Source organism: Sporosarcina sp. QA0331 (assembly GCF_055808055.1).
In genome coordinates this window covers 1088395-1110968 of sequence record NZ_CM147850.1, presented here as the reverse complement: position 1 = coordinate 1110968, position 22574 = coordinate 1088395, and the positions used below count along the sequence as shown (strand labels likewise).

23 protein-coding genes are annotated in these 22574 nt (G+C 45.9%); 2 read left to right on the top strand and 21 right to left on the bottom strand.

Annotated elements, in window-relative coordinates:
* Window positions 1-400 precede the first annotated feature (400 nt).
* A complete protein-coding gene (locus tag AC0L13_RS05270) occupies window positions 401-1027 on the bottom strand; it encodes a TVP38/TMEM64 family protein (protein WP_473644683.1) in 627 nt (208 codons plus the stop codon).
* Between the two features lie 150 nt (window positions 1028-1177).
* Here AC0L13_RS05270 and AC0L13_RS05265 point away from each other — a divergent pair, with 150 nt between their 5' ends.
* Window positions 1178-1900, top strand: a complete 723-nt coding sequence (locus tag AC0L13_RS05265; protein WP_473644681.1) for an AzlC family ABC transporter permease — start codon at window positions 1178-1180, stop codon at window positions 1898-1900.
* The gene (locus tag AC0L13_RS05260; protein WP_473644679.1) at window positions 1900-2208 is read left to right on the top strand and encodes an AzlD domain-containing protein; all 309 of its coding nucleotides are present in this window, start codon (window positions 1900-1902) and stop codon (window positions 2206-2208) included. Before AC0L13_RS05265 ends, AC0L13_RS05260 begins: the two co-directional genes overlap by 1 nt.
* A 369-nt stretch (window positions 2209-2577) precedes the next feature.
* Here AC0L13_RS05260 and AC0L13_RS05255 read toward each other — a convergent pair whose 3' ends face one another.
* The 20 genes from AC0L13_RS05255 to AC0L13_RS05160 form a co-directional block, all read right to left on the bottom strand.
* Window positions 2578-2841, bottom strand: coding sequence for a CsbA family protein (locus tag AC0L13_RS05255; RefSeq protein WP_473644677.1), 264 nt, complete (start codon window positions 2839-2841; stop codon window positions 2578-2580).
* A gap of 26 nt (window positions 2842-2867) precedes the next feature.
* Window positions 2868-4040 (bottom strand): PDZ domain-containing protein, encoded by a 1173-nt coding sequence (locus AC0L13_RS05250; RefSeq protein ID WP_473644675.1) that lies wholly within the window; start codon window positions 4038-4040, stop codon window positions 2868-2870.
* A 236-nt stretch (window positions 4041-4276) separates the two neighbouring features.
* The gene (locus AC0L13_RS05245) at window positions 4277-5719 is read right to left on the bottom strand and encodes a S41 family peptidase (RefSeq protein WP_473644673.1); all 1443 of its coding nucleotides are present in this window, start codon (window positions 5717-5719) and stop codon (window positions 4277-4279) included.
* Between the two features lie 71 nt (window positions 5720-5790).
* A complete protein-coding gene (locus AC0L13_RS05240) occupies window positions 5791-6390 on the bottom strand; it encodes a peroxiredoxin family protein (protein ID WP_473644671.1) in 600 nt (199 codons plus the stop codon).
* Complete coding sequence (locus AC0L13_RS05235) at window positions 6383-7045, bottom strand: hypothetical protein (RefSeq protein WP_473644669.1); 663 nt, start codon at window positions 7043-7045, stop codon at window positions 6383-6385. Before AC0L13_RS05235 ends, AC0L13_RS05240 begins: the two co-directional genes overlap by 8 nt.
* 190 nt (window positions 7046-7235) lie before the next feature.
* Entirely contained in the window at window positions 7236-8522 is a 1287-nt protein-coding gene (locus tag AC0L13_RS05230) for a murein hydrolase activator EnvC family protein (protein WP_473644668.1), read from the bottom strand.
* A 99-nt stretch (window positions 8523-8621) separates the two neighbouring features.
* A complete protein-coding gene (gene ftsX, locus AC0L13_RS05225) occupies window positions 8622-9506 on the bottom strand; it encodes a permease-like cell division protein FtsX (protein WP_473644666.1) in 885 nt (294 codons plus the stop codon).
* Window positions 9496-10182 (bottom strand): cell division ATP-binding protein FtsE, encoded by a 687-nt coding sequence (gene ftsE / locus AC0L13_RS05220; protein ID WP_440499802.1) that lies wholly within the window; start codon window positions 10180-10182, stop codon window positions 9496-9498. Before ftsE ends, ftsX begins: the two co-directional genes overlap by 11 nt.
* Before the next feature lie 341 nt (window positions 10183-10523).
* Window positions 10524-10847 (bottom strand): cytochrome c551, encoded by a 324-nt coding sequence (gene cccB, locus AC0L13_RS05215; protein ID WP_473644664.1) that lies wholly within the window; start codon window positions 10845-10847, stop codon window positions 10524-10526.
* Between the two features lie 234 nt (window positions 10848-11081).
* Window positions 11082-11234, bottom strand: a complete 153-nt coding sequence (locus AC0L13_RS05210) for a hypothetical protein (protein ID WP_473644662.1) — start codon at window positions 11232-11234, stop codon at window positions 11082-11084.
* Between the two features lie 32 nt (window positions 11235-11266).
* Window positions 11267-12368, bottom strand: a protein-coding gene (gene prfB, locus AC0L13_RS05205) for a peptide chain release factor 2 (protein ID WP_473646855.1) whose coding sequence is annotated in 2 segments (ribosomal slippage) — window positions 11267-12295 and window positions 12297-12368 — 1101 coding nt in all. Because the reading frame shifts where the segments join, the coding sequence is not laid out codon by codon here.
* Between the two features lie 270 nt (window positions 12369-12638).
* Complete coding sequence (gene secA / locus AC0L13_RS05200) at window positions 12639-15143, bottom strand: preprotein translocase subunit SecA (RefSeq protein ID WP_473644660.1); 2505 nt, start codon at window positions 15141-15143, stop codon at window positions 12639-12641.
* Between the two features lie 315 nt (window positions 15144-15458).
* Entirely contained in the window at window positions 15459-16022 is a 564-nt protein-coding gene (gene hpf, locus AC0L13_RS05195) for a ribosome hibernation-promoting factor, HPF/YfiA family (RefSeq protein ID WP_473644658.1), read from the bottom strand.
* 126 nt (window positions 16023-16148) lie between these two features.
* Window positions 16149-16532 (bottom strand): PilZ domain-containing protein, encoded by a 384-nt coding sequence (locus AC0L13_RS05190; protein ID WP_473644656.1) that lies wholly within the window; start codon window positions 16530-16532, stop codon window positions 16149-16151.
* A 57-nt stretch (window positions 16533-16589) separates the two neighbouring features.
* On the bottom strand, window positions 16590-18071 hold the full coding sequence (locus AC0L13_RS05185; RefSeq protein WP_473644654.1) for a methyl-accepting chemotaxis protein: 1482 nt from the start codon (window positions 18069-18071) through the stop codon (window positions 16590-16592).
* Between the two features lie 176 nt (window positions 18072-18247).
* Window positions 18248-18586: a flagellar protein FliT gene (gene fliT / locus AC0L13_RS05180; protein WP_473644652.1), complete on the bottom strand. Its 339-nt coding sequence runs from the start codon at window positions 18584-18586 to the stop codon at window positions 18248-18250.
* A gap of 11 nt (window positions 18587-18597) precedes the next feature.
* Entirely contained in the window at window positions 18598-18999 is a 402-nt protein-coding gene (gene fliS, locus AC0L13_RS05175; protein WP_473644650.1) for a flagellar export chaperone FliS, read from the bottom strand.
* A 76-nt stretch (window positions 19000-19075) separates the two neighbouring features.
* Entirely contained in the window at window positions 19076-20563 is a 1488-nt protein-coding gene (locus AC0L13_RS05170) for a flagellar hook-associated protein 2 (RefSeq protein WP_473644648.1), read from the bottom strand.
* Between the two features lie 15 nt (window positions 20564-20578).
* Complete coding sequence (gene flaG, locus AC0L13_RS05165; RefSeq protein WP_473644646.1) at window positions 20579-20950, bottom strand: flagellar protein FlaG; 372 nt, start codon at window positions 20948-20950, stop codon at window positions 20579-20581.
* A gap of 135 nt (window positions 20951-21085) precedes the next feature.
* Complete coding sequence (locus AC0L13_RS05160; protein WP_473644644.1) at window positions 21086-22567, bottom strand: AMP-binding protein; 1482 nt, start codon at window positions 22565-22567, stop codon at window positions 21086-21088.
* Window positions 22568-22574 lie beyond the last annotated feature (7 nt).

The following is a 22574-nucleotide window of genomic DNA, read 5'->3' as shown; positions in this document are numbered from 1 at the left end:
GAATTTCTGCGTTCTGTGCAGAAATTAAGGCACTAGAAGCGCACTTAACTCCCTTCAAAATCTGTGACATCCGCCGGAGGCTTTATCTTCATTCAGCAGGTGTTTAAAACCTGCTGAATGAAGATAAAAAATCCTATCTTCCTTTCTTTCATTGTACCGAAAGTTAAGGAGGACAGGAACTATTAACATTGTATTGGTAAATCCATCCATCAAGCAGACATAAAAACTTCCCGCGGCCTACGAAACACGCATAAATTCAAAAATTCGCGCATAAATCGCTCCCAAAGTCCATAATTCGTTTTATTCACGCATAAAACGCTAGAATTACTCATAAATCTATTTATTCACGCATAAACCGCACAAAACGCGCATAAAACGAGATTCTCACGCATAACCCCACTCAATCGCGATCCTCTTCCTCTTGAAAAATCGAACTCGATTCCTCTTCCACTTTCCGATCAAGCCGCTTCTCAAGCCATTTGCCGACTAACCAAAGAAGAACGATGATGCCAACGACGATTCCCGTCCGAATAGGCTGCGTTAACAATGCCTTCAAATCATATCCGATAAAGCTGATCGTGAAAATCATAACAAATTTTCCCGCCATCAAAATGAGCAAATACGTCTTCTTTTTCATATTCGACAAGCCCGCCACGAGATTCACTAACGCGGAAGGCGTAAACGGAAAACAGATGAGCAAAAACAGCGGGGCAAACCCATTCCTCTCCACCCAGCCGATCAACTGCTGCACGCGGGCATTCCTAGTTAAAAAACGTAAAAAACGGTTACGCCCATAATTTCGGATAATCAAAAACACGGTGTACGATCCCGCCACCGTGCCCGCCCATGACAGAATAAACCCATACCAAAGCCCATACGCGCCCGCATTCGCAAAAACGAACACAAATAGTGGCAAAAAAGGCAAAAAGGACTCAATGAAAGGCAGCAAGAGCCCGATAAACGGCCCCAACGCCTTATATTGCCCTGACAATTCAATAATCTTATCAACATCCAACCATTCATCCATGTGCAACACCCTCGCCTATCAACAATCGGCCATCCCGATTCCTGCTATCAATATACTATCGAATATTCCCTTTTCCTTATAGAATAACACCAAAACGTCAAAATATAGTATAATTTCAATCATACATAATGAGAAAGACGTGACAAAATCATGAAAAATCAATTCATCGCTGGCCTAAAAGCGGGACTCAGCATCGCAATTGGCTACTTCCCAATCGCACTTACTTTTGGCCTTCTCGCCAAAACGACAGGTCTTTCACTCATCGAAGCGACCGCCATGAGCATGTTCGTTTACGCCGGTGCAGCCCAATACATATCGCTCAATCTCATCTCATTCGGAGTCGACCCGTTCACGATCGTCATCAATACATTCATCGTCAACATCCGTCACTTTCTAATGACGGCTTCACTAAATGAAAAGATGCATCGCGCGCCAAAATGGGTCAAAGCGATCTACTCATTCGGCATTACAGATGAATCATTCTCCGTCCTTGCGACAGGAAAAGAAGGGAAAATCCCTACCGTGTATGCATTTGGTGTGACAATCATCGCATACGGAAGCTGGGTTACCTTCACGGTGGCAGGCCACGTCGTCGGTGCGAATCTGCCTGACTTCCTGCAAGTCGCCATGTCCATCGCCCTTTACGCCATGTTCATCGGCTTGCTCGTCCCAGCTATGAAAGGGAACCGCAAAATCGTCATGCTTGCAGCACTCGCTGCAGTTATCCACTGCATCATCTATATCGGTGAACTGCTTTCCACCGGCTGGGCGATCCTCGTCTCGACGCTCGGGTCGGCGATACTCATCGAAATCATCTACACGCGGCGCGGCAAAAGCACGCATGCTTTGCATAAGGAAAAGGAGGAATACTAATGGGACCAACATATTGGTGGATGCTATTCGGGATGGCGCTCGTTACGTACATCCCACGAATGGTGCCCCTCACATTCCTTGACGGCAAAGAATTGCCCCCGATCATTAGCGGCGTCCTCAGCAACATCCCATACGCCGTACTCGGAGCACTCATCTTCCCTGCCATCATTTTCGTCCAGGAAGGAAATATCCTATTCGGCATCATAGGTGCTGCAACTGCCTTCCTCATCGCCTTTTTAGGCGGCGGTGTCATGCCCGTCGTCCTCGGCACAATCGGTGTACTTGCCATCTACAGCTTTTTTATGTGAATCGCGTCAAAAAATGCGGAGGCTGCGCCAATATGCAGACCTCCGCAATCATACTTTTTTTAGACAAGTAGCAATGGACAGGAATTTCCTCAGCCTGATTGAAAACGCTTGCCAAGGAAGGCAACCTAAGAGCGCCACGTCCTGTGGCGACGGTTGCATGACTCGCTTCCTGCGAACCCGCGCGAAGTCAAGCGAAGACGCGAATAGAACTAAAGTTCATGAGCGGACGAGCGAAAAGGGAAGGCATCCTTAGAGCGCCGCGTCCTGCGGCGACGGATGCATGACCTACTTCCTGTAGGCCCCAACAACGGATGCGAGCGTTTGTCAACAGGCTGAGGCCGCTCCAGTTATGGAGCGGCCTCTTCTTATTCATTCATCCAACTGTTTTCCTTGCTTTTTAGCCTTCTTCACCATCCGTGTTGCATACCAGAAACCGACCGTCAGCGAAAGCGCATCCGCTACATATAAAATCCAGTTATGCGTGTAACCCGCATAAACCGATGCCGCAATGAGCGCAATCGTCAATGCGAGCCCGACAAAATGATGGAAGGTGACACGCGTGAAAAACACAACGAGCAATCCGGGCAAGAACAAAGCGAGTATCAATTTTGTTTCCAATGCAGCGATATCCATTTTCCACCACACCTTTTACTTTTCAATTACCGGACGACAAGCAGTCCTAACCGGTGATGATCATGTCGGTAGAGCACTTGTTGCATAAGCCGTACTTCACCGTCGCGGCCGATCACTTGCAGACGGCAATGGGCAGCGTTCACTTGAATCGCATCGTACAATTCCTTTTCATTCGACACTTGAATGCCGTTTACCGCCCGGATACATTCCCCAGGAATCAATCCTAGTTTTTCACCAGGCGATTCCGGCAAGATGCCAGCGATGATGACACCAGCCGATTGTGGAGCAGCTGCAAATCCACCTTTTCTCTCCCGTACAGCGACAAGGATCGATAGCGTCACCCTGCCAACGACTCCGATGCTCAACGCAGCCCATCCGAGAATCGGCATCCACCATGCAAATGCCCCAACGACGACAACAACAGCACCAATGACGGTAACCGCTTGTCCCACTTTCGGAAACAGCACATCCGGAAAGCTCGCTCTTGCAACTTGTGAAAATCCGATAATGATCGGAACTGGAAGAAAACTGAATGCGGCTGCGCCAATTGTAAATTGTGGCCAATATGGCGCATATGCCGAGATGAGGTCCCCTGGCACGAGAAATATTATCGGCAACAGCCATAGCCGTTTGGATTTATATGCAGCTGCACGCAATCCCCGGTTCGTCTTCGCCAAAAAAGGAGAGGCATAAGCGGCAGTATGACGACGTATGAGGAAGCCTTCAACGAGGAGGAAAAGTCCCGCAATGACAGATACCGTCAGCGCCAAATCTCCGAAAAAATCGACTTCACCGAGCGACCAACCGCGATATGCGAGAGTTTCCGGACCCCATTGCTGTAGAGCAAACAAACCGAAAAATGCAATCGCTGCAAAATAGATCGGTGATGCGGCTTGGTAATAAAACGAGATCATCGACAATATGGCAACTGCCGAAAATAACGCAATCCAGCCGACATCGACGGATAAGCCAACTCCACAGATGACTACGGATACGATTAGCGCCGGCAACCACGATTCAGCGAGCAATCTTTTCATTTCCGTCAAACCGGGATGAAGTCGCACAAGGAAACTGCGCCGTTCCCGCTTTACCCGGAAATACCCTAGCCCGACCGCCGCCACTATGGCAACCAACCAAACTGGATTCAGGAAAAATAGTGCAATAGCTTCTAACAGATCCATCAGTACTTGTTCACTCATCAACCGTCACCATCCCATCCCCGAAAACATGATTATTCCCTATTGTATCAAAAGATACGGCTCGCGTGTGAGACAGCTGAAAAAATTCTCTCACTTCGTCCTATATGCGCAGTAAAAAACTCCCTGCTGGTATGCAGGGAGCGTGGAATGGTCAAGTTTATGGACCTTTACGCGATTTATTGAGCCCTTGTCGGAATAAATGAGCCCTTGCAAGATTAATTGATCTCCTACCTACTTCAATCACTCAACAAATGATGTATATAACCAATCGCGACTTGCAGTTGGATATCGTTTTCTTTATCTTTTCGGAAGTCCTCGACTTGTTCGCGGATCGCGGCGAAGAATTTCCGGTCCATGATGCTTTCTGGTGATATTTTTGCATTTACCCGGAACTCGTGGACAGCGACGGATGTTGACTCGTCAAAATAGCCGTCATCCCGATCGAGCGAATAGCCGAGACCTACAAGAAGCCTTTGCGCGTAAGCGATATCCTCATGATAATCGCCGACTGCATAGACGTCTGTCGAGAAACGGATATGCTCTGTGAATAGCCGATCCTGTTCTGACTCCAAGTCTACGGCGACGCCTTTTCCATGGATCCACGTCTCTTTCGGAGTGAGCCATTTATGTGTAGACAGCTTCATCTCACCGCCATTCGAAAGCTCCATCGTATCTTGGACCGTCCCTTTACCGAAGCTCACTTGCCCAATGATGAAGCCCCTCTTCAAGTCTTTCAATGCACCACTCAACACTTCGCTTGCCGATGCGCTTCCTTTATCCTGAAGCAAGACGACAGGCATCTTTTTCAGTTTTTCATCAAACTTAAATTTCTCGGAAGGCTCCACGACGAGCGGTGTCAGTTGACCTTTCGCATTTTGCATGTAAGCGAAGACTGTATCTTGCTGCAATAAACTTCCCGCCACTTCACCGACAGCTCGTAAATAACCTCCCGGGTTCCCACGTACATCAATTATGAGGGCTTCGGCACCACCTTTAATCAGTTCATCGGTAGCCTTTTTCCATTCGGCAGCCGTCTCATCACCGAACATCGTCAACGCTATGTAACCGAACTTCGTGCCCCTTTCCTCCATCAATTCAGCTGTCACCGTTTTTACAGGAATGACGTCACGCATCACTTTCAACTCAAGATGCTTATTCAAGTCCGGCCTGTAAATCGTCATTTCCAAAGCGGTTCCTTCCTTGCCCCGGATTTTCTTCACAACGTCCTGCAGCGTCAATCCACCGAGCGGCTCCCCATTAATGCGGACGATTTCGTCATAAGGCTGTAGCCCCGCCTTCTCAGCAGGCGAACCTTTAACTGGTGCTACGATAATATACCTGCCGCCAGACCTCGTAATTTCCGCTCCGATTCCGACCCTTTCCCCGGCAAGCGACTCTCTATGCGATGCCGCCTCCTCCTCAGAAAAATACGTGGAATACGGATCTCCAATTACATCCGCCATACCGCGCAGCGCACCTTCAATGAGCCTGTCCCCTTCGACCGGGTATACCGCTTTCTCCTGAATGATGCTATACGCTTCGTCAATGACGGGGAATGCCCCTTTCAATGTCGAATCCGCACTTTTTCCCTTGTCCGCGGAGCAACCGTCCAACACTAGAAAGACGCCTGCCGCGATTACCGCTAATATCGCAAAAACTAAAAACCGGCTTCTGCGCATCGATAACATCCCTCCTCCGTCCACTATATGAACGAAATGGTCATGTTACGACAACAGAAATCCGGCTTTCATTAGTCAAGATCGTCTATAAGGGTTTGCAGCGTCGCTTCATCCATTGGTCCTTTTACGATTTGGGAGATCGTGCCGTCTGTGTTCAACATATAGGTCGTTGGAATTTGAAATACTTGATACGCTTGCCCGACTTCCCCTTTTTCATCCAACGGAATTTTAAACGTCAAGCCGTATGAATCAATGAATTCCTGGACGACTTTCACCCCCCGGTTTTCACTGTCCGTTAAATTGACTGCAACGATTTCTACATTATCTTTTTCCGCTGAACTCGAATAGTAATTTTGCATATGTGGCATTTCCGCCTTACATGGCGGACACCAAGTCGCCCAGAAGTTCAGGACGACCTTTTTCCCTTTCAGATCGGACAATGTGAGCGGATCGCCATCTAATGTCGTCAATTTGAAATCCGGAGGTAGATTTCCGAAATTCAGTCCTACTTCTCCAGCTGCAGATTCATCTTCGGATCCGTCCTTCGATTCGATGAGCGCGCTCGTCGAATCAATCGGTTCGGGTTTCTTCACGTTTTGGTTGATCATAATGACTACCATCGATCCGATGAGCAATGCAGCGATTACGTAACCGATCACTTTCTTATTCATCCTGTTTTCCCCCGTTCGTTAGTTCAAGTGTACGTTTATCCACAAAAATCAAAATAAAAAATAGACCGAGAAAAAATGTCACAAGCAATGGCGGATTCATCAAACCTTTCGGCTGGATGGCAGCGACAAATACATGCACCGCCATGAACAGCAATGAAAGATGAACGATATGGCTTCCGCTTACCTCGACGTTTTTCCAAATGAAAAATAGATAGCCGAGAAATACGACTGCCGTTCCGACTCGTGCGAGCAAGCTTCCTTCATTCAACAGCACCATCATCAGTTGGAATACGGCTTGGACGGATACGGCACCCATGAATAGTGCAGTGAGCATATCCTTATCAATTCGACCATTTTTCCAATCAAGCCATGTCCGAAATGCGACGAACGCCAAACCGAGGATAAACCCGACAATCCCTCCATTGAAATAAACAATCGAGAGAGGGGCTTGAATGACGATTTTGAAATCTGTAATGATCACCGACAGTTTCCATATGATGATAAGATAAAAAATGGCGTCACCGAACCGATTTGCGGTCTCTTTCCCGAATTTCAGCCGGATAGCAATATATGAAAGAATAAATGCGATAATGAGAGCAATCCACGATGATGGAACCGTGAGATTGACGATGTAAAACAGTTTAGTGACTGTCATCCAAGTTTACTCCCCTTTAATACGTGTATGGGTATATGCTAATGCAAAAATAACGACGATGCGAGCATAATGCTTCAAGTATCTAGGACAAATGGAAAGACTTTGTGAACTTTCGTCAAATATAAAAATGTTAGCAACAAAAAAACCGCACCTCCAAATTGAGGTGCAGTTCCTAAATAGCTTTATTCAATTAAAACGATACGTATCTAAGTGGATTCACAGCGCTTGGACCGGATGCTGTCCAGTTCCCGATATGCATTTCGAAATGCAAGTGAGGACCCGTCGATGCTCCCGTATTTCCGACTGCACCGATATACGTGCCTTTGTCGACAACTTGTCCACTGCTGACGCCGATTTTCGATAGATGCGCGTACACTGTCGTGAAAATGCTGCCGTTCGTCGAGTGGGTAATCATAATGACATTCCCGTAGCCGCCCATTTGACCAGCATACGAAACGACACCATCACCAGCTGCTACGACTGGCGTTCCAATCGGTGCGGCAATGTCTGCGCCACGGTGTTGGCGCTTCGTATTATAAATCGGATGGACACGCCAACCAAATGAAGATGAATATCGACCATTCGCAGGTTTTGTCCAGAAGCCGTTTGAAACATGCGGCAACGAGCCTGGCTTAGCTGCTGCGGCTGCCTCTCTTTCTTTCCGTTTACGCTCCGCTTCTTTACGGGCGATTTCCGCTATGCGTTTCTGTTCGGCGATTACTTTCTTCTCTAGTTGTGCATCGATTTCAATCGCTTCGTGTAGCTCTTCTTCCAATTGTTTCTTTTCTCTTGAAAGCCTTTCCTGCTCCGCTTCCAATTGGTCAATCACTTTATTTTTCTCTTGCTTTCTAGATTTCAAATTCGCTTTCAGCTTATCAAGCTTCGCTTTGTCATCTTCCAATTCTTTCAGTTTCTTTTCAACGAGCGCTTTTTCTTTTTCCAGCTGCTCGATATCTTCTTGCTGTCTCCGCATAATATCTCGGTCCGCATCCATCAGCGTTGTCACTGCTGAAAAGCGATCGATGAAATCAGCGAAGCTGTTTGCCCCGAGCAAGACGTCTATGTAGCTTACATCGTTGCCCTTCACTTGCATGGCGCGTACGCGTTCCCGAAGGACAACGTCACGTTCAGCGATCTTGTTTTCAAGATCCACGATAGATGCTTTCAACTCTTCGATCTCTTCAGTCGTTTTGTTGATCTTGTCGATGACGCGGTTAATGTTCGCATTTGTTTCTTCGATTTCTTTATTCAACGCACTAATTTGTTTCAGAAACTTTTCAATTTCAGTTTCAGTCGTTTTAATCGCATTGTCTTTGTTGTTAATGCTTGACTTCAAATTCTGTTTCTTTTGCTGGTTTTGCTTTTGTTCCTTCTTCAAATCGTTCAATGTGCTCGCCAAAGCTCCTGATTCGCCTACGATTGTAGTCATCAGCAAGACAACGGCAAACATAGCCATGATCCATCTACGCTTGTTCAACTTCTTATTTCCCCCTTTAAGCTAGTGCTGCAGGTTGATTCGTTCATAATCGAGCCGTGGCCAGGGACTACAGCGCTCCCTCTTTTGCGTGATAGCTTATTAGACTCTAAGAAATTTGCGGACAGACATGAAACTGCCCCACACTCCAATAAATACACCCATGAACAGAAGAAGTGCATTCACTTGGAGAATGAAAGGTGTAGCACTTAACAATTGGAATAACTCGTTCTGTAATCTTGGCTGCCATTGTGAGTAAAGCTCGTAATACGAAACAGAAATGACGACCATCGGAATGATCGACCCAAGAACACCAAGCCAAACCCCTTCCAAAACGAATGGAATGCGGACAAAGCTATTCGTGGCGCCTACTAGTTTCATAATCTCGATTTCTCGTCCTCTCGCAACAATTGTGAGACGGATTGTATTTGAAATTAAGAACATAGCAGTGAATAATAGGGCCAAGATAAGCACCATTCCAATGTTTCTGCTCATATTGAGCACATTGAACAATTTCTCGATCTTTCCTTCGCCATAAACGACTTGGTACGTATTGTCATACGTATCGATCTTCATGGCGACTTCGGCCGTCTTATGGGGATCCGTCGCTTTTACATAGAAAGCGTCTCCTAACGGATTGCTTTGCTTGTAAAGATTCAATTCATCCCCGAAAGAACTTATCATCTTATCCAGTTCTTCGTCCTTCGTTGCATAGATGACTTCACTTACACCGGGTGTATCCCGTACTTGCTTTTCTAATGTTTTAATCGCCTCGGCATCTGCCGCCGGCTCTGTGATGACTTTGATTTCCACATCGTTCTCTAGATTGTCCGCCAATTGGTTCAAGTTCATCATGATGACGATGAACACCCCGACGAGCAGAAGTGTAACTGTTACTGCACTGACAGAGGCGAACGTCATCCAGCTGTTCCGGCCGAGGCTTTTAAGGCTTTCCCTGAGATGCCGCCCCATCGTCCTAGCTTTCATAACCGTATACCCCTTCATATTCATCTCTCGTAATCATGCCGCCATCGACGACGATGACACGATGTCTGATTGTATTTACGATCTCTTTATTATGCGTGGCCATGACGACTGTCGTGCCGCGTGCATTGATCTGTTCAAATATCTTCATAATTTCCCAAGATGTATCTGGATCCAAGTTCCCCGTCGGCTCGTCCGCGATGACGACCTTCGGAACATTGACGATGGAGCGGGCAATGGAAACCCGTTGCTGCTCGCCTCCCGACAATTCGTTCGGGAACATTCTCGCCTTTTGTGTCAATCCGACTAACGCCAACACATCATTCACTTTTTTGCGGATTTGCTTCGGTGATTCCTCAATCACTTCAAGCGCAAACGCGACATTCTCGTAAACATTCAACTTAGGAAGTAGTTTAAAGTCTTGGAATACGACGCCAATCTGCCTTCTCAAATAAGGGACTCTCTTATTTCTCAACGTCGCAAGATTAATACCGTTAATAATGATGTCGCCTTTTGTCGGGGATTCCTCGCGATACATCATTTTAATGAACGTCGATTTCCCCGCGCCACTCGGTCCAACGACATAAACAAACTCGCCTCGACCGATTTCGACGTTGATGCCATTAGCCGCAACAACCCCGTTCGGGTATTTCTTATAAACATCTTTCATTACAATCATGTAAAAACCACCTGAATCGTATTGTATTCCTCATTTTTTGCCGACAAATTTATTATAACATGATAAGGCTTGCTAAGTATTACAGATATGTTTCATTTGAGATGACACAATTCAACAGCGTTATTATTCCTAGTGTCAAATCGTCACGAAAAGCGCGAGCTTCCCTTTTACAGTATGAAAATAATATATGTTTATTTGATTTTAAGCAATGATTTTCAGCAGAAAAGATGGTTCTATGTAATATCGGTGCAATAGTTCGAGCTCGGAATTTCCACTTATTTTCATTTTCATACAAAAAACGCAACAGGTCAATTCACCCATTGCGTTTTTTCTAAAATAAATTATTTCTTTTCAGCAAGCCATTTTGTGACAGCATCTAATTCTTCGCCTTGGATCAATCCGCCTGGCATGCCATTTTGTCCGTTCTCAATAATATCGTGAATTTCATCTTCGGAAAGCTCGGATCCGATGTTCGCCAATGCCGGAGCATTTCCACGTCCTTCAAGATTGCCGCCATGACAAGTCGCACAGTTCGATTGGAAAACTTTGTCTGCGTCAACGCTCGCCGTATCACCTTCACCGGCATTATCATTGTTATTACCGCCGCCACATGCGCCAAGTACAAGCGCTGCACCAAACAACGTTGCTAGTAGCTTGTTCTTCATGTTGTTTCCTCCCGTCGTAAAAAAATTATCCTACATAGCTTAGTATACCAAAGGAACGGGATAATACACCGCGAGGGAAGGTGCCCATTTTTATCAAATTGATGACAAATTGGTAAGTTTTTCTCCTAGCGGATTCCCATTCACCTTTATCTATTACTATAGACGGAAAACGGGATTTCAAACCTTTGGAGATGCGATTTGCTGACTTGTGGGGTCGACTAATTATATGATCCATTAGTCCCGGAATGACAATAACTGTTGGGAAATGATCGATAAAAGTCCGGAAATAATCGATATTCCAGTGAAATTGATCGATAACTCTTCGGAAATGATCGATAACAGCTGGGAAATGATCGATATCTTATTCGCACCATGTAGATTAAACAAAAAAGCGCACCGGAGTGCACTTTTTAATGTTATTATGAAATTTTCGAACGTAAATATGCGTTAATGAACATATCGATTTCGCCGTCCATGACTGCGCCTACGTTTCCTGTCTCTTCGTTCGTACGGTGATCCTTCACCATGGAATACGGGTGGAACACGTATGAACGGATCTGGCTTCCCCAGCCGATCTCTTTTTGCTCGCCTCGGATTTCAGCTAAACGCGCTTCTTCCTCTTCCACCTTAATTTGGTAGAGCTTCGCTTTCAAGAGGTTCATCGCACGCTCACGGTTTTTGATTTGTGAACGTTCCGTTTGACACGTTACGATTGCGCCAGTTGGAATATGCGTGATCCGAACTGCGGAATCCGTCGTATTGACATGCTGACCGCCCGCGCCGCTTGAACGGTACGTGTCGATTTTCAAGTCTTCTGTGCGGATTTCAATATCGATGTCTCCGTCAAATTCAGGCATCACTTCTACAGAAGAGAAGGACGTGTGTCGACGACCTGATGAATCGAATGGCGATATACGGACAAGACGATGAACGCCTTTTTCGGCTTTCAAATAGCCATATGCATTATGGCCTTTGATGGAAAGTGTGACGGACTTCACGCCAGCTTCGTCGCCGGCTTGATAGTCAAGCGTCTCCACTTTATAGCCTTGATCCTCCGCCCATCTTTGATACATACGGAGCAGCATGGAAGCCCAGTCTTGAGACTCCGTTCCACCCGCGCCTGAATGGATTTCTAAGACGGCATTGCTGCTGTCGAACTCGTCGCTTAATAGCATTTGCAAGTCGAAGTCTTCCATTTTTTTCTTGAACTCTTTCAACTCGGAGACCAATTCTTCCTGAAGCTCTTCGTCGGCTTCTTCACGAAGCAATTCAAGCGTCATTTCCAAGTTTTCCTGCGTGTCGTTCAATTCATGGAATGAGCCAACTGACGCTTTCAATGCATTTGATTCCGAAATGACTTTTTGCGCGCTGTCCTGGTTATCCCAGAAACCTGGCTCCAGCATCACTTCGTCTAATTCCTGCATACGTGCCTCTTTGTTTTCTAAGTCAAAGAGACCCCCTGAAGTCCGCTAATTTCTTAGCTGTTTTGTCAAGCTCGTTCCGTACATCGGATAATTCCATCATAGTTGTTCCTCCTGAAAATAAAAAATGTGTTCAATGGGATTTCTGCTACAGGCGGACGCTTTCCGCGGGCGGTCCGTGAGCCTCCTCGTCGCAAGCGGCTGCGGGGTCTCACCTGTACACGCTTTTCCCGCTGGAGTCGCCGCCTTTCGCTTCAATCCAAGTGACTTCAAAAAATTGAAGTGACATAAATGAAACTTCCATCAGCAAACGCGATTTGCCGCGCTCGCTGATGGGAAGTCAAGTTGGTGCGTGTTATACCGGACAGCATTATTTGCCGTGGCAGTTTTTGTACTTCTTGCCGCTTCCGCAAGGGCAGGGGTCATTACGACCAATGTTGACCGAGCGGCGCACTGGCTTTTTCGTCACTTTTTCGCCGTCTTCTTTCGGGTTGACGGCTTGCCCTTTCGCTACTTCCTCGCGCTCGAGGTTGTTGCGGATTTCAGCCTTCATGACATATTTCGCGGCATCGTTTTCGATTGCCTCTACCATTTCCTCAAACATGGCGAAGCCTTCTGATTGATACGCACGAAGTGGGTCTGTCTGGCCATATGCACGTAAATGGATACCGTGACGCAACTGGTCCATCGCGTCAATATGGTCGGTCCATTTCGAGTCGATTGCACGTAAAAGGACGACCTTTTCAAATTCGCGCATCCGGTCATCTGACATTTCGGCTTCCTTCTCATTATATCGTTCAATGACCGCATCGTGAATCATTGATTTCAATTCTTCTTCGGATTTCCCTTCCATATCCTTCGCCGTCAACCGGCCTTCAGGAAGAAGGTTCGCTCCTAGGAAATCTTCAAGGCCTTTCAATTTCCATTCCGTTTCCTTCTCATCAGGTGCATGCATCGCAACAGCACGATCGATGACATTCGTCAGCATACCTTCAAGAACTTCACGGATATTTTCGGACGCAAGCACTTCATTACGTTCCTTATAGATGATTTCACGCTGTTGACGGAGCACATCGTCATATTGCAGCAAACGTTTCCGGGAATCAAAGTTATTCCCCTCAACGCGTTTTTGAGCAGATTCAACGGAACGCGACACCATTTTCGACTGGATCGGCGTTGTATCATCCATTCCGAGCTTCGTCATCATGCCTTTCATTTGCTCAGAACCAAAACGGCGCATCAATTCATCTTCAAGAGACAAGTAGAACTGTGTCACACCCGGATCTCCTTGACGACCTGAACGTCCACGCAGCTGGTTATCGATACGACGTGACTCGTGCCGCTCCGTACCGATAACCGCAAGTCCACCAAGATCTTGCACGCCTTCGCCTAGCTTGATGTCCGTACCACGACCCGCCATGTTCGTCGCAATCGTCACGGCGCCTTTTTGCCCCGCTTCCAAAATGATATCGGCTTCATGGCCATGATTTTTCGCATTCAATACATTATGCGGAATGCCGTATTTCTTCAAGAAATTCGAGATGATTTCAGACGTTTCAATTGCCACTGTACCGACAAGGACAGGCTGCCCTTTTTTATGGCGTTCCTTAATGTCTTCGGCAACAGCTTTATATTTACCGTCCATTGACGCGTAAATTAAATCCGGACGGTCGTCCCTCGCAATCGGACGATTCGTCGGGATCGCGATGACGTTCATGTTGTAAATATTACGGAACTCTTCCTCTTCCGTTTTCGCAGTACCCGTCATTCCCGATAACTTGTCATACATACGGAAGAAGTTCTGGAACGTAATTGTTGCAAGTGTCATCGTTTCATTCTGGACTTCAAGGCCTTCCTTCGCCTCAATCGCCTGATGCAAGCCATCGCTGTAACGGCGTCCGCTCATCAAACGACCTGTGAATGAATCGACGATAACCACTTCGCCTTCTTGTACGACGTAATCGACATCGATATGCATGCTCGCATGCGCCTTCAATGATTGATTGATCGCATGATTCAATGTTACATGCTTCAAGTCAAATAGGTTCTCGATGCCGAAAGCCTTCTCCGCCTTTTCGATACCCGATTCCGTCAAAACGACACCTTTCGTCGACTCGTCATAGGAATAATCTTCTTCCTTTTTCAACGTAATGACGAAACGGTTCGCCAAACGGTATAGCTCTGCCGACTTCGATGCTTGCCCGGAAATGATCAAAGGCGTACGCGCCTCATCGATCAAAATGGAGTCGACTTCGTCAATAACAGCATAATGAAGCGGCCGTTGCACTTTATGCTCATCATACAAAACCATATTATCACGCAAGTAGTCGAATCCAAGCTCATTGTTCGTCGTATACGTAATGTCCGCTGCATACGCTTCGCGCTTTTCCTCTTTCGACAAGCTGTTCAAGTTCAAGCCAACTGTCATGCCAAGGAATTCGAATAGCTCACCCATTTCCGTCGCATCACGGCTAGCAAGATATTCGTTCACCGTTACGACATGGACGCCTTTTCCTTCAAGCGCATTCAAATAAACCGAGAGCGTTGACGTCAACGTCTTCCCTTCCCCGGTCTTCATCTCTGCGATATTCCCTTCGTTCAACGCAGCCGCACCCATGATCTGCACACGGAACGGATACATGCCAAGCACTCGGCGTGAAGCTTCACGAACGACCGCGAATGCTTCCGGCTGAATGTCATCAATCGACTCGCCGTTTGCAACGCGCTCCTGGAATTCCGCCGTTTTCGCTTTCAATTGTTCGTCGGAAAGCCGCTCCATTTCGGCCGCATGCTCTTCGACTCTATCTGCAATCTTTTCAAGACGTTTTAAATCTCTTTTATTCGGATCAAACATTTTATTCAATACGCCAAGCATTTACGTCACATCCTCATTAAGTTCACCCTTCATTTTAACACTCTGAAAAGCACCGTGCAAATAGTCCGGGTAGATTCGTACAGATTTTTTGAAAAATCGTTTTTCTAAAACAGTGCGCAACTTTAAAAACGCATAAACGATCCGAATAGCGCATAAACGCTGTTCCTTACGCATAAATCCAAAGAAGCGCGCATAATTTCGCTTAAACACTCATAAATAATGATTAAGACGCATAAACGGCTCAAAAGATGCATAACAATATTTTCCCGTCCATAATAAAACCCCCGGATTTCTCCGGGGGCGATTCTTAGACGATTAATTCGTTTCAATCAATCCGTATTTACCGTCTTTCCGTTTATACACGATGTTTGTGCCGTCAGATTCTGCGTCAGTAAAGATGAAGAAGCTGTGGCCAAGCATGTTCATTTGTAGGATTGCTTCCTCTTGATCCATCGGCTTCAAATCGAATTGCTTCGTACGGACGACTTGGAACTCAACTTCATCAGCTGTAGCCTCTTCGTTGCCGTTCTTTTCTCTCTCGACGGATTGCAGGAAGGCTGCGACGCCTTCGCGTTCGCGGAATTTACGGTTCACTCTTGTTTTATATTTCCGAATTTGACGTTCGAGCTTGTCGACGATCAAGTCGATTGCCGCGTACATATCGTCATGGCGCTCCTCAGCTCGAAGAGTCAAATTCTTCATCGGAATTGTTATTTCTACTTTAGTCTGTCTGTCGTTATACACTTTCAGGTTTACGTGGGCTGTTGCGTTCGCGCCCTCTGTGAAGTATCTTTCGAGCTTCAGTACCTTCTTCTCGACGTACTCACGAATTGCCGGAGTTACCTCAAGGTTTTCCCCTCGGATGTTAAAGTCTAGCATATGAACTCCTCCTTTAATTAACCGTTAATGTATACTTCTACATCTATATTTTAATTTCCTTCTTTTCATTCGAAGAAAAATTAAAATCTTGTCGAAATGTGACGGATTCATCACGTTGGAGTTTTTTTAGCTCTTCTTCCCGTCCGTTGTCCCGATTTCCGTCCGCCTGCGCAGCTTCAGATCATCAACGATCAACTTCTCCATGGAAGGATCTTCAACAAAATCGATACCGTACTGGAATCCGCCGACGGATTGCTTTTTCCATGCAATCTTTCCTTCCACATCGATCGGCGTTTCGAAAAGGGTGAAGTGGAGCCGCACGGTAACTGGCCCATTCTCCGTAGGTAAATCGAAATCGGTTGCGATTTTCGTTCCACCTGGACTGATATCGAGCAACAAACAGTCTCCCGGATTGGACTCATTCGCGCCTTCTCCTATTACGATCCGAAATGTTGCACTCAGCGGAGTCCCGAATGAATGCCTGAAATACTCATGTCGTTTATACAGCATTTCATCACCTTGTTCCTTATCTATTCCCTATATTCAGTATACCAAATCTGGGGAGTATTATCTAACTTCAGCCATCTCCCTCGTCCGTCTCATCGTTCCATCCAAAGTCTTGACGATTTGCTCGTTATCTGCGACTGTCGCATGCACCGTTGCATTCACTTCTTCTAGTGAAGCGCTTGATTGCATAAGCAGATCCGCGAATGTGCCAGTCATTTCACCTATTTCGGACGTCTCTTCCGATATGATTTTCATTTTGGAATCAAACATTTCAAACTTCCTATGTAGCCCGTCCAACGTTTGATGCATCTGTTCAATTTTCTTTTCTGCTTGAACAGTCATCGTCCCTTGTGATTTCAATTTACCGGTGCTTGCTGTTAAATTCTCACGGGAGCGGCCATTCATCGTATTGACGTCATTCAAGTTGCCGTTTATTTCCGCTAGCGTCTCGGCTGTCATATTGGCGAGCTTCCGAATCTCTTCCGCTACTACCGCGAAACCTTTTCCATGATCTCCTGCGCGCGCTGCTTCAATGGACGCATTCAAAGCAAGTAAATTCGTCTGCTCCGTAATCGTCGCAATCGATTTTGCTAGTGCATTTGTCCGTTCAATGTTTTGGGTTAGTGCGCCGAATGATTCATTCAAATCATTCAACAGCTGTTCAACCTCTTCCATGCCGGTTTGTACATTGCGCATCAGGACAACGACTTCATCGGATTCCGTCCTTAGTTTTGCGGCTTCCCCAACCATCGATTGCGTCTCATTCCGCATATCGATGACATCGTTCTGCGTCCGACTCGCATTTTCAGCAATCTTGCCGATCTGTTCGGCTTCCTGCTCTACACCTGCCGCAATCGCATTCATAATGTCCAGCAATTCTCGTTGGGAAGAAAGATGGCGCTCAGCCGTATTGCCGATCGATGTCAGATCATCCGCTACTTGCTCAACGTTTTCATTCAAACTACGGTGCTTCCGTTCCTCTTCTTTCGCAAGCTCCGCCTGTTTTGTCGTGTATTGATTCACACGTGACTCCAGTTTTTTCGTCTGCTTAATTTGGATAAGCAGTCCGGCAGCCAAGAGGATAAGAGGAAGCATCATGCTCCCTTTGCTTGACTCGATCTGTTCCTGATATGGATAGTTCATCAAAAATACGATCATAACAAGGATGGATAGACCGAAGCCGTACGACATGATCCGCATTGAAGCGTGTACGCTAGCGATTCCTGCAATGAAAAAAGCAATGCCTGCAGTCGCAATGGACGGGTCCCCGACAATTCCATTGAAAATGGCGGCAAGCGCGGTAATACCGATGATCACCCATGGAAACAGCTTTTCAACAATGATGATTTTTCGAGATGACAGAAAGAGGATGACCGACATTGTCAGCGGAATCGTCATGCTGATCGTCTTCAACGCATCTTGCCCGGTCAAAAAATAATAAATTGCACCAATTAAACTTGACGCGCCGAGTGTGATGAATAATATGAAATTTTTCTTCGCAAATTGCTCCTGCATTAATGTATCCACATTTTCAGTTGCCATTTCCATTCCCCCTTGCCGGTATAGTTAATCCCTTGTCTCTATTTTCAATGTATCATGAATAGTAAATTTGTTCCATATTAAATTAGTGTGAATTAGACTTAGCGGTGACTAGAAATGACTTTCAATCTGCGGACAAAAAAAGACGAAGGAAAATACTATATTCCTTCGTCCCATTATTATTGTTTCGTATCGTAAAACGTTCCATCACGCGCAACTTTCCCGTATGGATTGACATAACTTTTGACATGTTCTTTCTTGGATTGTGCCGCAGTAATGTCTGTGCGGATCCTTTTAGTAAAGGCGACAAGAGCAGCAGCAACTTCTTTTTCGAGTGCGACGAGCTCCTTGCCCAATGCCTCTTCTTCCGGCGCGAAAGGAGCGACGATTTCTGCCTGCAAAGCATCTCTTTCATCGAGCAGTTTGTTGATTTCGTCTATGACGGCATCCCGATGTTCTTCCTCGGTGCGGCTTGTTGCGGACAAAAGCTGCCGGGCACTCTCTTGCCACCGGATCATTGCCGGCCGTATCATATTTCGTCCGTATTCGCGTACTGCTTCGTGCGATTAATCTGGATCACTTGCTTCCAAGTATCGCGAAACTCCGTAATAATTTCGGCAGCTTCATCGTAGAGCGCGATATCGTTTTTAATATTTCCTTCAATCAGGCGGTTATTGACGAAATCATAGAGCACCATCATATTTTCGGAAACCGGAACGGACATGTCCAACGTTACCATCAACTCGGACACGATGGCCTGCGCCTTTTGAGTTGCCGTGTTCTTTTCCTCGATATTGCCTTGTTCCATTGCCTTCTTCGCCTGTTGAATGAATTTCAAGCATCCATTATAGAGCATGAGCGTCAATTCGCCAGGCGTCGATGTATTCACAGAGTTATTCTGATACGTTGCATATGGATTGTTAATCGCCATTGATTGCATATCTCCTTTAGGGGATCCCACCCAAACACCAGAGGAATCCATTTCTTACTCATTGATTGTATAAAAATCATTGCCCTAATGCACTCATAAGACTTGCAGACTGGGCGTTCGCCCGCTGAATAGCCGTTTCCATAGCCGTGAATTGTTTCCATAGTCGATTTTCAGTCATCTTTAAACGCTCTTCGAAACGGGCGATTTGTTTATTCATGCTATCTAACGTCTTGCCTAATGTAAATGTATCATTTACGTCGCCGACTTTACCGGCCCGCTTTGCGATTGCACTTTGGGCCTCGTCAACCGCAGTACGTAATTGCCGGGCCAACCCAATATTTTTGGTCGGATCTGCATCTTTACTAGCGTCGCGTGCAAATAGCTCATGTACTTTATTCGGATCTTCAGCAATCGCCTTTTTCAATTCGTCCTCATTGATAACCAATTTACCATTATCTAAATATGCTTTTGATGTGGTAATACCAATATCCTTCAAAGTTGTTCCGTTCACCGAACCCATCAACGCAGTCCGCATTTTTGTGAGCATCGTGGAAATTTCGGAGTCATTTCGCAATGTGCCGCTTTTCGCTTTTTCTTCCCAAAGCTCAATCTCTTTCTCTTTCATATCTTTTTTCTGTTCCGCAGAAAGTGGTTGAAAATCTCGATATTTCGGCTCCCGAATTTGCTTGTTCAAATCTTCGATGAGTTTGTTATATTCATCGACGTATTTGACGACGGATTCGAAGATTTTATCGGTGTCCGCAGTTGAACTGAATGAGATATCTTTCGAATTTGCTTCATTCAATGTAAATTCAAATCCATTCAATTTGAAATTGTTTGTTGAGCGGGTCATATCAAGTCCGTTAATAGAGAATTTAGCTTCTTGACCTTTAACGACTTCCACCCCTTCTAAATTAAGGGCTGCAGCCAAGTTTCCAGTCAGTTGAATTTCTTTTTCGTCGGTGGGCAATGCGCCGCCATGCTTGGAGGTGACTGCAATTTGTCTAGTTTTCGGATCAAAGAAAGCATTAACACCAGTTTCTTTATTTATTTTATTTATCACTGTCTGAAGAGTATCTGTTTTATCGAATTTAAGTGGTTCTTTTAGTGGTTGAAGTTCTCCATTTTCATCTAATGCACTAATATTTATTTCAATTTTTCCATCAGCTGTAAAAACAGCATTCGGTAAATCCTCCAACTTTGAGTTTACTGTAAAACCGTCTGTCCCAATTGCCGCCGAACTCTTCGCTGTTGATGACTTCGCCAGTTGTGTAACTTTAATTGTCCCAGCAAAGTCACTTGTAGAGCCTGCTCCCTTTATAGTAACATCACTTGATGACACATTAACCGTTTTCGCTTGGAAATTCGTCGACAAGATCATATTACTGAACGTGTTCTGACTAAAATCAAACAATTGCCTATTCACTGCCCGATAATCATTCAATTGCCATTCCAAGTATTGCTTCTTCTGTGTAATCTTATCCAAAGGGATCCGATTCGCTGTCATCATATCTTTAATAATCTGTTCCGTATCCATTCCTGTTGCTAACCCACTAATTCGCATGTCCTAGTAACCCCCTCAAATTTTTCGGTCGATGAGCAATCCGACAAATTCCTTCATGGCCGCGTAAATATCCATCAGTTTTTTCGAAGGAATCTCTCGGACCACTTCGTCTGTTTTCGAGTCGACGATTGTCACGTAGTACTCCTTTAGTTCATTATGCAATTTGAATCGTAATTGTGTGTTTACGCTTTCGAGGAACTTATTCATACTATCGGTCATCTGCTGCGCTTTTTCAACGGGCAGTTGACGTTCTTCTCCAGCTTGCTGTTCGTTTTGTACTGTAATAGCTTGCACTTCCGCTACCGCGATTCCCCTATCAAGTGCTGTGCTTTCCACTTTTGCACTAATTTGCTGCGTGCCATTCGCTCCCCCAATGCGTCCGACCATACTCCCGCCTCCTTGTTTTTGAAAATCCCATTACTCTTTCTATCGGCCTTGGTCAAAAAAAGTTGAGCCAACACTGGAAATTTGATTGGAAATAAAAAAGTGTCTCCGAGCCAAAAGAGGCTTAAGAGACACCTATCATTTCATGAGCATTTTGCACAAGCTCCCATTGTCAATCTTCCCAACATGGGTTTTAGGCAGTTCTGGTAGCACGATGAACTTTTTCGGAACTTTATAGGAGGCTAACGAAGCCTTACAATGCGTAATCAATGAATCTTCATTAAACCTATTCTCACCGTCAATCGCGACAAACGCAACGACTGTTTCTCCCCACACTTCATCTACAAAACCGACGACAGCCGCTTCGCGAATGCCTTCAAAAGTAACAAGGCATTGCTCCACTTCTTGCGGATACACATTTTCTCCGCCTGTAATGATCATATCTTTTTTTCTGCCTACGATAAACGCGTCCCCGTCTTCGTCGATTTTAGCGAGATCACCTGTCCGAAGCCAACCTTCCTTCAACGCTTGCTCTGTTTCACGTGGTTTATTCCAATAGCCAGAAAATATATGTGGACCTTTCAACAGTAATTCGCCGATTTCACCGGTCGGACAACAATTCCCTTGTTCGTCCACAACTTGAATTTCATTGAACATCATGCTTTTCCCGACAGAGCCAACTTTGTCCTTCGCCACCTCGGGGGTGATGAAGAAATTATTCGGACCCGCCTCCGTCATTCCATACCCTTCCTTGAATCGCAGCCCTTTAGCTCGGAATGAATGGTAAACCGTCTGCGGACAAGGCGCTCCGCCGGACAAGAAAACATCCATAGATGGAAATGAAGATTGCCTGAAATAGGATGTTCCGATCATCAATTGGTACATCGTCGGGACGAACAACGATATCGTCGCTTCGTACTTGTCTGTTGCGACGAGCGCTTCCGTTGGTTCGAACTTATGTCCGACAACAACCGTTCCGCCAGCCATCAGCAATGGAATGCTTAATGCATTAAGCCCACCAGTATGGAAAAGCGGCATATAACTGATCGTCGTGTCGCGACTTGACAATCCCCAGCTCGTAATCGTGTTCAAAGCATTCCAATTGACCGCATCATTGGAAAGCATAACCCCTTTCGGCAACCCGGTCGTGCCGCCCGTATAAATGATCATCCACGTATCGGAGCGATCATGAAGACCGGATGGCTGCCACCTTACTGGTGTAAGGACTCTCTCGATAACGGAAAGCGAAATGGAACTTTTCGCTGACAATCCATCCATACGATCTTCGAAATCATCGTGGAAAAGAAGCAGGATCGGCTTGCAATCATCAAGCAAAGACTGCAATTCAATTTGACTCAACCGCCAATTGAGTGGAACGTATATTAATCCTTGCAGGCCGCAAGCAAACAGCACGGCAAAGAGTTCCGGGTTGTTCGGCGAATAAACAGCGATACGCTCCCCTTTTTCATAGCCTCGCTCCCGGAAAAAGGATACCCATCGAAGGATGCGATTTTTCAAGTCCGCGTAAGTCCAGCACGTTTCCGAATGGACGTCAATCAATGCGGGCCGTTCCGCGGAGAGTGCGGCCCTTTTCAATATCCAGCCATGCTCATGGAACACGCGGAAC

Excerpts from the sequence above, each read along its gene's own strand:
- secA (WP_473644660.1), bottom strand. The coding sequence starts at position 15,143 with ATGCTTGGCGTATTGAATAAAATGTTTGATCCGAATAAAAGAGATTTA.
- AC0L13_RS05185 (WP_473644654.1), bottom strand. The coding sequence starts at position 18,071 with ATGGCAACTGAAAATGTGGATACATTAATGCAGGAGCAATTTGCGAAG.
- AC0L13_RS05240 (WP_473644671.1), bottom strand. The coding sequence starts at position 6,390 with ATGAATAAGAAAGTGATCGGTTACGTAATCGCTGCATTGCTCATCGGA.
- AC0L13_RS05170 (WP_473644648.1), bottom strand. The coding sequence starts at position 20,563 with ATGCGAATTAGTGGGTTAGCAACAGGAATGGATACGGAACAGATTATT.
- AC0L13_RS05235 (WP_473644669.1), bottom strand. The coding sequence starts at position 7,045 with ATGACAGTCACTAAACTGTTTTACATCGTCAATCTCACGGTTCCATCA.
- ftsX (WP_473644666.1), bottom strand. The coding sequence starts at position 9,506 with ATGAAAGCTAGGACGATGGGGCGGCATCTCAGGGAAAGCCTTAAAAGC.
- flaG (WP_473644646.1), bottom strand. The coding sequence starts at position 20,950 with ATGGTCGGACGCATTGGGGGAGCGAATGGCACGCAGCAAATTAGTGCA.
- cccB (WP_473644664.1), bottom strand. The coding sequence starts at position 10,847 with ATGAAGAACAAGCTACTAGCAACGTTGTTTGGTGCAGCGCTTGTACTT.
- ftsE (WP_440499802.1), bottom strand. The coding sequence starts at position 10,182 with ATGATTGTAATGAAAGATGTTTATAAGAAATACCCGAACGGGGTTGTT.
- fliS (WP_473644650.1), bottom strand. The coding sequence starts at position 18,999 with ATGGCGATTAACAATCCATATGCAACGTATCAGAATAACTCTGTGAAT.
- fliT (WP_473644652.1), bottom strand. The coding sequence starts at position 18,586 with ATGATCCGGTGGCAAGAGAGTGCCCGGCAGCTTTTGTCCGCAACAAGC.
- AC0L13_RS05270 (WP_473644683.1), bottom strand. The coding sequence starts at position 1,027 with ATGGATGAATGGTTGGATGTTGATAAGATTATTGAATTGTCAGGGCAA.
- AC0L13_RS05260 (WP_473644679.1), top strand. The coding sequence starts at position 1,900 with ATGGGACCAACATATTGGTGGATGCTATTCGGGATGGCGCTCGTTACG.
- AC0L13_RS05250 (WP_473644675.1), bottom strand. The coding sequence starts at position 4,040 with ATGAGTGAACAAGTACTGATGGATCTGTTAGAAGCTATTGCACTATTT.
- hpf (WP_473644658.1), bottom strand. The coding sequence starts at position 16,022 with ATGCTAGACTTTAACATCCGAGGGGAAAACCTTGAGGTAACTCCGGCA.
- AC0L13_RS05265 (WP_473644681.1), top strand. The coding sequence starts at position 1,178 with ATGAAAAATCAATTCATCGCTGGCCTAAAAGCGGGACTCAGCATCGCA.
- AC0L13_RS05245 (WP_473644673.1), bottom strand. The coding sequence starts at position 5,719 with ATGCGCAGAAGCCGGTTTTTAGTTTTTGCGATATTAGCGGTAATCGCG.
- AC0L13_RS05255 (WP_473644677.1), bottom strand. The coding sequence starts at position 2,841 with ATGGATATCGCTGCATTGGAAACAAAATTGATACTCGCTTTGTTCTTG.
- AC0L13_RS05190 (WP_473644656.1), bottom strand. The coding sequence starts at position 16,532 with ATGCTGTATAAACGACATGAGTATTTCAGGCATTCATTCGGGACTCCG.